The organism is Streptococcus sanguinis, assembly GCF_019929225.1.
GTDB lineage: Bacteria > Bacillota > Bacilli > Lactobacillales > Streptococcaceae > Streptococcus > Streptococcus sanguinis_J.
This window is the reverse complement of the sequence record NZ_JAHZPA010000001.1, coordinates 1-11,417: the sequence shown is the minus strand read 5'-3', so window position 1 is coordinate 11,417 and position 11,417 is coordinate 1. Positions and strand designations below refer to the sequence as shown.

At 43.5% G+C, this 11,417-nt stretch carries 10 protein-coding genes and 5 tRNA genes; 8 read left to right on the top strand and 7 right to left on the bottom strand.

Translation table 11 applies throughout. The features are described 5' to 3' along the window. Positions 1-2: 2 nt before the first annotated feature. Positions 3-233, bottom strand: coding sequence for a DUF1858 domain-containing protein (locus K1I80_RS00075; RefSeq protein WP_002894544.1), 231 nt, complete (start codon positions 231-233; stop codon positions 3-5). A gap of 253 nt (positions 234-486) precedes the next feature. Here K1I80_RS00075 and K1I80_RS00070 point away from each other — a divergent pair, with 253 nt between their 5' ends. From K1I80_RS00070 to K1I80_RS00055, 4 genes are all read left to right on the top strand, one after another. Continuing rightward, positions 487-1,914: a helix-turn-helix domain-containing protein gene (locus tag K1I80_RS00070; RefSeq protein ID WP_223338979.1), complete on the top strand. Its 1,428-nt coding sequence runs from the start codon at positions 487-489 to the stop codon at positions 1,912-1,914. Between the two features lie 157 nt (positions 1,915-2,071). Then, positions 2,072-3,580 carry a glycerol kinase GlpK gene (gene glpK, locus K1I80_RS00065; RefSeq protein WP_002896985.1) on the top strand — a complete coding sequence of 503 codons (1,509 nt, stop codon included), beginning with the start codon at positions 2,072-2,074 and terminating at the stop codon, positions 3,578-3,580. 68 nt (positions 3,581-3,648) lie between these two features. Next, positions 3,649-5,475: a type 1 glycerol-3-phosphate oxidase gene (gene glpO / locus K1I80_RS00060; RefSeq protein ID WP_223313440.1), complete on the top strand. Its 1,827-nt coding sequence runs from the start codon at positions 3,649-3,651 to the stop codon at positions 5,473-5,475. A 67-nt stretch (positions 5,476-5,542) separates the two neighbouring features. Continuing rightward, a complete protein-coding gene (locus tag K1I80_RS00055) occupies positions 5,543-6,247 on the top strand; it encodes an MIP/aquaporin family protein (protein WP_002899687.1) in 705 nt (234 codons plus the stop codon). Between the two features lie 183 nt (positions 6,248-6,430). On the opposite strand, the gene rlmD is transcribed toward K1I80_RS00055, so the two are convergent. Next, entirely contained in the window at positions 6,431-7,801 is a 1,371-nt protein-coding gene (rlmD, locus tag K1I80_RS00050) for a 23S rRNA (uracil(1939)-C(5))-methyltransferase RlmD (protein WP_223313441.1), read from the bottom strand. 55 nt (positions 7,802-7,856) lie between these two features. Here rlmD and K1I80_RS00045 point away from each other — a divergent pair, with 55 nt between their 5' ends. The 4 genes from K1I80_RS00045 (at position 7,857) to K1I80_RS00030 (ending at position 10,501) form a co-directional block, all read left to right on the top strand. Next, entirely contained in the window at positions 7,857-8,633 is a 777-nt protein-coding gene (locus K1I80_RS00045) for an aminoglycoside 3'-phosphotransferase (protein ID WP_223313442.1), read from the top strand. Between the two features lie 26 nt (positions 8,634-8,659). Then, complete coding sequence (gene recX, locus K1I80_RS00040) at positions 8,660-9,436, top strand: recombination regulator RecX (RefSeq protein ID WP_223313443.1); 777 nt, start codon at positions 8,660-8,662, stop codon at positions 9,434-9,436. An 86-nt stretch (positions 9,437-9,522) separates the two neighbouring features. Next, entirely contained in the window at positions 9,523-10,056 is a 534-nt protein-coding gene (gene ntdP, locus K1I80_RS00035) for a nucleoside tri-diphosphate phosphatase (RefSeq protein ID WP_002896978.1), read from the top strand. Between the two features lie 127 nt (positions 10,057-10,183). Next, entirely contained in the window at positions 10,184-10,501 is a 318-nt protein-coding gene (locus K1I80_RS00030) for a DUF960 domain-containing protein (RefSeq protein ID WP_002899683.1), read from the top strand. A 366-nt stretch (positions 10,502-10,867) separates the two neighbouring features. On the opposite strand, the gene K1I80_RS00025 is transcribed toward K1I80_RS00030, so the two are convergent. The 5 genes from K1I80_RS00025 to K1I80_RS00005 form a co-directional block, all read right to left on the bottom strand. Then, positions 10,868-10,941 (bottom strand) — tRNA-Pro (locus K1I80_RS00025). A 46-nt stretch (positions 10,942-10,987) separates the two neighbouring features. After that, positions 10,988-11,061, bottom strand: a tRNA-Arg gene (locus tag K1I80_RS00020). Positions 11,062-11,123: 62 nt separating this feature from the next. Continuing rightward, positions 11,124-11,197: transfer RNA gene (locus K1I80_RS00015), tRNA-Arg, on the bottom strand. Positions 11,198-11,228: 31 nt separating this feature from the next. Next, a tRNA-Leu gene (locus tag K1I80_RS00010) sits at positions 11,229-11,314 on the bottom strand. Positions 11,315-11,321: 7 nt separating this feature from the next. Further along, positions 11,322-11,393, bottom strand: a tRNA-Gly gene (locus K1I80_RS00005). Between the last annotated feature and the right edge of the window lie 24 nt (positions 11,394-11,417).

The window sequence follows — 11,417 nt, the reverse complement described above, 5'->3', positions numbered from 1 at the left end:
GCCTAAATCCCCACCACTTCATAGCCGTTTAATTCCAAAGTTTGCTTGATTTTATTCAGATCAATGCCGTTCATACCAGCTCCTTTTTTGATAGAAACCACGCGCCCGACTGTATTGCGCATAACAGGATTGGCCAGAGGCGTAAAGCCTAATTCTACCAGAACATCCAAAACTTCTGGCTGCTTCTCAATCACTTCTGCCACTGGGATAGACAAATCAATCACATTATCCATAGCTGCTCCCTCGTCGTCACTTTTCTACAATTATACCATAAAAAAGCGATCAGACTCAAAGCAAAAAAGTGTGAGTATCTGCTCCTCTTATACTTGTTCAAAAGAAATAGAATAGCGAATTAAGATAGACATGATGGCAGATTGTTTCAGTTTATTATTTCCTTAGACAACGATAAGAAAATATAAAGCACATTGCTTCGTCTTTTTTCTCTTTTGTGATAAGCTAAGATTAGTGAATTGAGAGGGTTTTCGTATGTATCTTGCAGACTTAATGGAAAAGAGTGAAGCGGGGCAGTTTATTGTCCTGTCTTATTTACAGCAGCATTCTACATCCAGTTTGAAGGACGTTATGTCTGAAACAGGCTTCTCGAAAGCAACCTTGACCAAATACATTAGCCTGGTAAACGACAAGGCTATGGACCATCATGCAGCCTTATCCATCCAGCTTCAGAACGAAACACTCAGTCTGTCCATCGGTTCTGATACCAAAGGTCGCGACATTCGCAGGCTCTTTTTGGGCAATGCTATCAAATACCAGATTTTAAACTACTTGCTCTATCATCAACAGTTTTTGGCTCACCAGTTAGCTCAGGAACTGATGATCAGTGAAGCAACCCTCAGCCGTCATATATCCGGTCTAAATCAGATTTTATCAGAATTTGAGCTATCTATCCAAAATGGCCGCTTGAAAGGGCCTGAGCACCAAATCCGCTATTTTTATTTCTGCCTCTTTCGCAAGGTCTGGTCCAGTCAAGATTGGGAAAAAGAACTTCAAAAATCAGAAAGAAGACAGGAAGTTGCCGTCTTAGAAGAACTTTGCGGAGCCCAACTCTCTCAAGGGCAGCGATTGGACTTGGCTCTTTGGGCACATATCACCCAACAGCGCCTAAGAGTCAATGCCTGTCAATTTCAAATCATTGAGCAGAAAATGCAGGGCTATTTTGAGAATATCTTCTATCAACGCTTGCATCGCAGGACAAATGATTTCTTTGCCGGTCAGCACATCACCCTGAGTCTCGAAGATGGGGAAATGATGATTTTCTTTTCATTTCTGCTTTCCCATCGGATTTTACCCCTGCACACCATGGAGTATATTCTAGGCTTTGGCGGTGAAATTGCCAGTCTGATTACGCAACTCATTCAAGAGATGAAGGGACAGGACTTGCTTGGTGACTACATCGAAGATCAAGTGACCTACGAACTCAGTCAGCTCTGCGCCCATGTCTTTCTTTTCCGAGGCTATCTCTTGCAAGACAAATACAAGCATGATTTGGAATTGCGCCATCCTTACTTATGGAGCGAAGACGATTATCGACAAGTGGCAGACACTATTTTTAGCAAACTGCCTATTTTCCAGCAGGGAACATCACTGGATAAAAAGGTGTTGTGGGAATGGCTCCAGCTGATGGAATACATTGCTGAAAACGACGGTCAAGTCATCAAGATAGGCATGGACTTGATAGATAGTTTTATCGTTGTTTCCAGGATGACGGCCATTTTAAGGCGATACTTAGAGTACAATCGCTTTATTACGATTGAATCCTACGACCTTACCAGAAAATATGACCTCATCGTCACCAACAATCCCATCCATCAAAACCAGCAAGTTCCCATCTATTATTTAAAAAATGACTTAGATTTGGAAGATTTGGCACAAATCCGTCACATGATATTTCATTAAGAAACTTGGAGAAATCCAGGTTTCTTTGTGATTTTCGCACAATCTCCTCAAATTTTTTTAAAATTTAAAAAAAATTGATAAAAAAGAAAGCGTTTTATTTTATATACTAGTTACTGTAGAGGAGACATCCTCAAGATTTTTACCAGGAGGACAGTTCATGTCACAAGAAAAATACATCATGGCCATCGACCAAGGAACTACTAGTTCCCGCGCCATCATCTTTAATAAAAAGGGAGAAAAAGTTAGCTCCAGTCAAAAAGAATTTACTCAGATTTTCCCTCAAGCTGGATGGGTTGAGCACAATGCCAATGAAATTTGGAACTCTGTGCAGTCCGTTATCGCCGGCGCCTTCATCGAAAGTGGAGTCAAACCTAACCAAATCGAAGCCATCGGAATTACCAACCAGCGTGAAACAACGGTCGTCTGGGATAAGAATACTGGTCTTCCTATCTACAATGCTATCGTTTGGCAATCTCGCCAGACTGCTCCTCTGGCTGAACAACTGAAAAGCCAAGGCTATGTGGAAAAATTCCACGAAAAGACTGGTTTGATCATTGACGCTTACTTCTCTGCTACCAAGGTTCGCTGGATTTTGGACCATGTAGAGGGAGCGCAAGAAAGAGCTGAAAAGGGCGAATTGCTCTTTGGTACTATTGATACCTGGCTGGTTTGGAAATTGACTGACGGCGCGGCTCACGTGACCGACTACTCAAATGCTGCCCGTACCATGCTCTATAACATCAAGGAACTTAAATGGGACGACGAGATTTTGGAAATCCTTAACATTCCAAAGGCTATGCTTCCTGAAGTTCGTTCTAACTCAGAAATCTATGGTAAGACTGCTCCATTCCATTTCTACGGTGGAGAAGTTCCAATCTCAGGTATGGCTGGGGACCAACAGGCGGCCCTCTTCGGTCAGTTGGCCTTTGAACCAGGTATGGTTAAAAATACTTACGGAACTGGTTCTTTCATCATCATGAACACTGGTGAAGAGATGCAGCTATCTGAAAACAACCTCTTGACAACCATCGGCTACGGTATCAACGGCAAAGTTTACTATGCCTTAGAAGGTTCTATCTTTATTGCCGGAAGTGCTATTCAATGGCTGCGCGACGGTCTTCGGATGGTTGAAAATTCACCAGAATCTGAAAAATATGCCCTTGATTCTCACAACAATGACGAAGTCTATGTCGTACCTGCCTTTACAGGCCTGGGCGCTCCCTACTGGGATCAAAATGCACGTGGATCTGTCTTTGGCTTGACACGCGGAACCAGTAAGGAAGACTTTATCAAGGCTACTCTGCAATCCATCGCTTACCAAGTACGCGACATCATTGATACTATGCAGGTGGATGCCAAGACTGCTATTCAAGTCCTCAAAGTCGACGGCGGTGCTGCTATGAACAACTTCCTCATGCAGTTCCAGGCTGACATTTTGGGAATCGATATTGCCCGTGCTAAAAACTTAGAAACAACTGCTCTCGGTGCAGCCTTCTTGGCAGGCCTGTCAGTAGGTTACTGGAAAGACTTAGACGAACTCCGCACTCTCAATGAAACTGGAGAACTCTTTGAACCATCTATGAATGAATCCCGCAAGGAACAACTCTACAAAGGATGGAAAAAAGCCGTTAAGGCAACTCAAGTCTTTGCAGAAATCGACGACTAATACTGATTCATATTTTGATAATCAAGTCAGTAGAAGCATGAAATGACTAAGTTAGAAAGTGTGTAATTATGGAATTTTCAAAGAAAACACGTGAATTATCGATAAAAAAAATGCAGGAACGCACCTTAGACCTCCTGATTATTGGTGGTGGGATTACCGGTGCTGGGGTAGCCTTGCAAGCAGCTGCAAGTGGACTGGAGACTGGTCTGATTGAAATGCAGGACTTTGCTGAAGGAACTTCTAGCCGTTCTACCAAACTGGTCCATGGTGGCCTTCGTTACCTCAAGCAATTCGACGTAGAGGTGGTCTCAGATACAGTTTCTGAGCGTGCTGTGGTCCAGCAAATTGCCCCTCATATTCCAAAACCAGATCCTATGCTGCTTCCTGTCTACGAAGAAGAGGGTGCTACCTTCAGCCTCTTCCGTCTCAAAGTAGCTATGGACCTCTATGACCTCTTGGCCGGTGTTAACAACACTCCTGCTGCCAACAAGGTCTTGAGCAAGGAAGAAGTCTTAGAACGGGAACCTGAACTCAAGAAGGAAGGCTTAGTCGGCGGTGGTGTCTATCTTGACTTCCGCAACAACGACGCTCGCCTCGTGATTGAAAACATCAAACGCGCCAACCAAGACGGTGCCCTGATTGCCAACCATGTCAAGGCAGAAGGCTTCCTCTTTGATGAGTCTGGAAAGATTACAGGTGTTGTTGCGCGTGACCTCTTGACGGATGAAGTCTTTGAAATCAAGGCTCGCCTAGTCATCAACACAACTGGACCTTGGAGCGACAAGGTACGCAATCTGTCAAATGATGGTGAGCAATACTCACAAATGCGTCCTACCAAGGGTGTTCACTTGGTAGTTGACTCTAGCAAGATCAAGGTTTCTCAGCCAGTCTACTTTGATACAGGCTTGGGAGACGGCCGGATGGTCTTTGTCCTTCCACGTGAAAATAAAACCTACTTTGGTACGACTGACACTGACTACATTGGCGACCTAGAGCATCCAAAAGTGACTCAGGAAGATGTGGATTACCTCTTGGGCATTGTCAATAATCGCTTCCCAGAAGCAAAGATCACGATTGACGACATCGAAAGCAGCTGGGCAGGTCTGCGACCTCTGATTGCAGGAAACAGTGCTTCTGACTACAACGGCGGAAACAACGGTACCATTAGCGACGAAAGTTTCAATGCACTGATTGCGACCGTTGAAAGCTATTTGGCTAAAGAGAAATCCCGTGAGGATGTTGAAGCGGCTGTTACGCAACTCGAAAGCAGCACGTCTGAAAAACACTTAGATCCATCTGCCGTGTCTCGCGGTTCCAGCTTAGAACGTGATAACAATGGTCTCTTGACCCTTGCTGGTGGTAAGATTACGGACTATCGTAAGATGGCTGAAGGTGCGATGGAGCGTGTCGTTGGAATCCTCAAAGCAGAATTTGACCGCAGCTTCAAGCTCATCAACTCTAAGACCTACCCTGTTTCAGGCGGAGAGCTCAATCCAGCAAATGTGGATTCCGAAATCGAAGCTTTTGCTCAACTTGGTGTCTCACGCGGCTTAGACAGCAAAGAAGCCTTCTATCTTGCGAACCTTTACGGTTCAAATGCTCCTAAAGTCTTTGCCCTTGCTCACAGCTTGGAACAAGCGCCAGGTCTTAGCCTGGCTGATACCTTGTCACTGCATTATGCTATGCGTAACGAATTAGCACTCAGCCCAGTTGACTTCCTGCTTCGCCGGACAAACCACATGCTCTTTATGCGCGATAGCTTGGATGCAATTTTAGAGCCTGTTCTGGATGAAATGGGACGATTCTACGACTGGACAGAAGAAGAAAAAGCAACTTATCGAAAAGATATTCAAGCTGCCCTTGCAAATAACGATTTAGAAGAATTAAAAAAATAGAAAGCACAAGAAGAGGCGGTAGACTAACAACTGTCTGTCTCCCCTTCTTTTAAATGGAGTAACATAAATGATGAAAGAAATATTTGGCGAATTTTTAGGAACACTGCTCTTGCTCCTTCTGGGTAATGGTGTAGTTGCAGGCGTGGTTCTTCCCAAAACAAAGAGTCACAATTCAGGTTGGATTGTGATTACCATGGGATGGGGGATTGCCGTCGCTATCGCTGCTTTTGTATCCGGCAACCTTGGCCCAGCCCATCTGAACCCTGCCCTAACAATCGGAGTAGCTCTGAAAGGTGATTTGCCTTGGGCATCTGTTCTTCCTTACGTCCTTGCTCAGTTTGCAGGTGCTATGGTCGGACAGTTCCTAGTCTTCCTGCAGTTCAAACCTCACTATCTAGCTGAAGAAAATCCGGCTAACGTTTTGGGTACATTCAGCACAGGCCCAGCTATCAAAGATACCTTCTCTAACCTGATTAGCGAAATCCTTGGAACCTTTGTTCTTGTGCTGACTATCTTCGCTCTTGGACTTTATAAGCTGCAAGCAGGCATTGGCACTTTTGCAGTCGGAACATTGATTGTCGGAATTGGTCTATCACTTGGTGGAACAACTGGCTATGCCCTCAACCCGGCTCGTGACTTAGGACCTCGCATCATGCACAGTCTCCTTCCGATTCCAAATAAAGGAAATGGCGATTGGAGCTATGCTTGGATTCCAGTTGTCGGACCAATCATTGGTGCCGTCCTTGCAGTCCTAGTCTTTGGCTTATTCTAATATAACTTATTGCTATTGGAGAACACTTAACGAGTGTTCTCCTTTTGTGACTAATTGACTAGGTTAAGACTAAATCCCTATAAAACCATTGTGATTTTGACAAAAGAAAAGACTTAGCCCTGTATTAGAGAAAACTAAGTCCTTTTTAGAATGATTTTGTCAACTCTAGCGAGCTGTTTCTAATTAACTCAAACGAGTGCTATCTCTCTTGGATAATTTCACCACTGCCTCGGTCCGAGCAGTATGCGGAAACATATCAACCGACTGGATGTAGTGGACATTGTAGACTTTACTGAGTTTGACCAAATCGCGAGCCAGAGTCGAGACATTACAAGAAACGTAGACCATCTTTTCAGGTGCATAGCGGACAATTGTCTCCAGCAGCTTATCGTCCAGACCAGTTCGTGGCGGATCGACAATCAAGGCATCTGCTCGATAACCCTCAGCGTACCAGCGAGGAATAATCTCCTCTGCCGTCCCAGCCTCGTAGAGCGTATTGGCAAAGCCCATCCGTTTCGCATTACGCTTAGCGTCTTCAATGGCCTCAGGGATGATGTCCATGCCCCGCAAAGATTTAACCCTTTTAGCAAAGGCAAAGCCGATGGTCCCCACTCCGCAATAGGCGTCAATCAAATGGTCTTCTTCCGTCACATCCAGCGCCTTAACCGCCTCCCCATAGAGCACCTCTGTCTGCTCAGGATTGAGCTGATAGAAAGCCCGAGGCGACAGGGAGAACTCATAATCCAACACTCCTTCTTGGATAGCCTCCTCTCCCCAGATAATCTCTGTCTTATCCCCGTAAATCTCACTGGACTTGCTCGTATGATAATTGACCGCCACTGTCTCCAACTCTGGAAATTCCGCCACTAGGTCTTGAACGACTGGAGAAAAGTCTAGCTTACGCCCCGTCACAAAAATCATCTGCACCTGACCTGTCTTTCTGGCTCTGCGAATCATAACGGTACGCACTCCGGCAGTCTTCCTCTCATCATAGATAGGCAGCCTGTACTTGCCTAAAAGCCGAGCCACCTTATTGATAATCTTTTGCGTTACCTTGTCCTGAACCAGACAGTTTTTCAGCGAAATCAAATAGTGGGAATTCTGGGCATAGAGCCCAGCCTTGACCTCATCCTTAAATTTCCGAGTCTGAAACTGCAGTTTAGCCCGATAATAGAGTGGCTCCTGCATACCAATGGTCGGACGAATCTCATAGTTTTCGTAACCAGCTGGCGCAAATTTTTTCAAGGCCTGACGCAGCAAATCCTCCTTAAACTCCAACTGCTTGTCATAATGGAGGTGCATGATTTGACAGCCCCCACAGCTATCATAAATCTCACAAGGCGCCTCCACCCGAAATTTCGAGCGCTTGTTGATGGTCAAGAGCTTGGCCTCGATGAAATTACGCTGAACCTTGGTCACCTGACAGTAGACTTCCTCACCTTTCAAAGCACCGGGAACAAAGACCAGCGTTTTCTTATAAAATCCAATCCCTTCACCATTAATCCCCATTTTCTTAATTTTCAAAGGGATTCTTTGCTTCACTTTCACATTCATGCTTCTATTATACCACGCTGCCTCGCATTAGTTGAGAATATGTTACAATAAAAGTATGAAAGCAGAAAAAATATCCTTTCCACTAGCCCATTTCCCTGAGCAAATACGAACTTATCTAGAGGGAGCCAACTTTTACGACAGCTCCTCACATTCTGCAGCCAGTGTTTTCTATGCTGATACGGGCTATTATTTGAAAATCGACCAAAAAGGCCAGTTAGCTCAAGAAGCCACACTTGCCAAATGGTTTGAGAAACAAGGGCTCGGTGTGCCTGTCATTCACTACCTGACAGCAGATAAAGACTACCTGCTGACTAAAGAAGCCGAGGGCAAGGACGCCCTAGCCTTTCTCCAACAGCCAGAAGAACTTTGCCAAACGATGGCTGCCGCACTTAAAAGACTTCATAGCATCCAACCCCAGCATTTCCCAATCCAGCATCGCCTCCAACACTATAAAGAGCAAGCAGAGGAAAATTATCGGAAAGGTTGCTTTTATCAAAAAGCCTTGCTGCCTCAATTTCACATCTCAAGTCGTGAGGAAGCATACCAGCTTATCCAAGAGCAGGGACACTTACTGACGGCGGACGTCTTGATCCACGGAGATGCCTGCTTGCCTAATTTCATTCTGAAAGACGCAGCAACCTTCTCCTGCTTTATTGACGTCGGCCTCGCTGGCCTTAGTGATCGCCACCTTGACCTTTACTGGGCAATCTGGTCTCTTACTTATAATTTATCTGACCCCCAATACGCAGAGCTCTTTCTTGACTACTATGGCAGGAAGGATGTTGATACAGACAAACTGCGTTTGATAGCTGCCTTTGAAGCATTTAGCTAGAAGAAAGGAATTTACCAAAATCTCTTATGAAAATCACAAAAATCGAAAAGAAAAAAAGACTCTACCTCTTGGAGTTGGACGACAGTGAAAAGCTCTATATTACAGAAGACACCATCGTCCGCTTCATGCTGTCTAAAGGAATGGAAATCACAGAGCAGGAGCTATCAGAAATTCAAGACTATGCCCAATTTTCTTACGGAAAAAATCTAGCTCTTTACCATCTCTCCTTCAAGCAAAGAACTGCTAAGGAAGTTAAAGACTACTTAACGCAGCACGACATCCAACCAGAAATCATCAGCCAGGTCCTGAACAATCTAAAAAAGGATAATTGGATAAATGATAGAAAGTATGCTCATTCTTTTATCCAATCCAACCTTCTCACTGGTGACAAAGGCGCTTTTGTTCTCAAGCAAAAACTCAGTCAAAAAGGGATATCTAGCACTATCATAGAAGAGGAATTAAACCAGTTTGATTTCACTGAACTAACAGACAAGATTGCCGAAAAGCTTCTCAAAAAATACCAAGGAAAACTGCCCAGCAAGGCCTTACAAGATAAAATACTTCAATCCTTGATAAACAAAGGTTTTTCATACAGCCAAGCCAAAACCGCCTATCAGCATTTGGAAATCGAAGAGGACCAAGAAAATCAGCAAGAACTTCTCTATAAAGAGCTAGACAAGCAATACCGCAAGTACTCAAAAAAGTACGACGGATATGACTTAAAACAGCGTCTGACCCAAGCTCTAGCTCGCAAAGGCTATGATTTCTCCGACATCGCCAGCGCCATGAGAGAATATCTTTAAGATTTTCTATGAAAACTTATGCATTTCTATGAAAATATGTTACAATAAAGAAGATAAACTTATAAATTGTAGAAAGTTGGTAAGTTATGAAACTTCCAAAAGAAGGCGACTTTATTACAATTCAAAGTTATAAGCATGATGGGAATCTTCACCGCACCTGGCGAGATACCATGGTACTAAAGACAACAGAAAACGCTATTATTGGTGTTAATGACCACACACTGGTAACAGAAAGTGATGGCCGACGTTGGGTAACACGTGAACCTGCCATTGTCTATTTTCATAAAAAATACTGGTTTAATATCATTGCCATGATTCGAGACAATGGAACTTCATACTACTGCAACCTAGCCAGCCCTTACTATCTGGATAATGAAGCTCTAAAATACATTGACTATGATTTAGACGTCAAAGTCTTTGCTGATGGTGAAAAACGCCTGTTGGATGTAGAAGAATATGAACGCCACAAAAAGCAGATGCACTATTCTGATGATTTGGATTTCATTCTCAAAGAAAATGTCAAAATCCTAGTTGATTGGATTAACAACGGAAGAGGTCCATTTTCAGATGCTTATGTCAATATTTGGTACAAACGTTATGTTGAACTAAAGAATCGATAAAGTTGTCAAAGAGCGTAAGCTCTTTTTCTTTTGTCTAATTCAGACCTGCCAGAGGTCAAATTCTTGCAATCTCAAGCATTTTCGGGTATCATATAAGAAAATCCAGACTGTAAGAAAGGAGTCTCCCATGGCATTTACAAATACTCTCGGCCGATATGCCAGCTTTGGCATCATGACGAGCCTCCCTGAAGAAATTGTCGATTCATTCTGGTACATCATTGATAACAATCTCAAAGGAGTCTTTGAACTTCGCCCAGTCCTTAAGTTCGAAATCATCAACCGACAAGGAAGAGTATCTCTTCGCTTCTCTCAAAAGAACTTCAACACTATTATTTCATTTGACCTAAACTATCAATTTGACCCTTTCTTTCCTAGAAAAGTCTACATCGTTGATAACAAGGGTAAAGAAACCATTATGTTATCTGACGAATACTCTTTGATGTAGTAAATCAAACTCAGCACATATAAAAACCTCTGAAAGCAACAAACACTGCTATCAGAGGTTTTTATCTTTAATATTACTCATCTCAAATGGAAAGTACATTCGAGCAGAATGATAAATGCAAAACACCCGAAACACTAGTCTTTAAAATCAATCTAAAGACAGTTAAATAATCAAATCCCTTGCTTTCTAATAGAATTATATAAAGAGACAAGACCAGAAGTTCTAAAAGATTGTATTGCTTATTAAATCCGACTATAAGTAAGGAGTCTTAAAAACAACATATGCTACCGAAGTCATAGATACTGAACACACATTTTTTTAAAACAAAAAAGATAGATCAGTATATCTATCTTCTATGTTATCTAGTCGGGAAGACAGGATTCGAACCTGCGACACCTTGGTCCCAAACCAAGTACTCTACCAAGCTGAGCTACTTCCCGGTGCTTAAACAATCTAAAAACGGAGCCCTAAGACTTCGCTTCCAAATGCACCCTAGAGGAGTCGAACCTCTAACCGCCTGATTCGTAGTCAGGTACTCTATCCAGTTGAGCTAAGGGTGCTCACTATTCATATTCAATTCATTATAGCAAAAAATGAGAAAAAAACAAACTATTTAATTTAATGCACCCTAGAGGAGTCGAACCTCTAACCGCCTGATTCGTAGTCAGGTACTCTATCCAGTTGAGCTAAGGGTGCTCATCTTCTTCTACTGCCTCTTACAAGTCTATGCCGAGGACCGGAATCGAACCGGTACGATTGTTACCAATCGCAGGATTTTAAGTCCTGTGCGTCTGCCAGTTCCGCCACCCCGGCCGCCTCAAGCGAACGACGGGATTCGAACCCGCGACCCCCACCTTGGCAAGGTGATGTTCTACCACTGAACTACGTTCGCATCCTATTCAAAAATGCCGGCTAC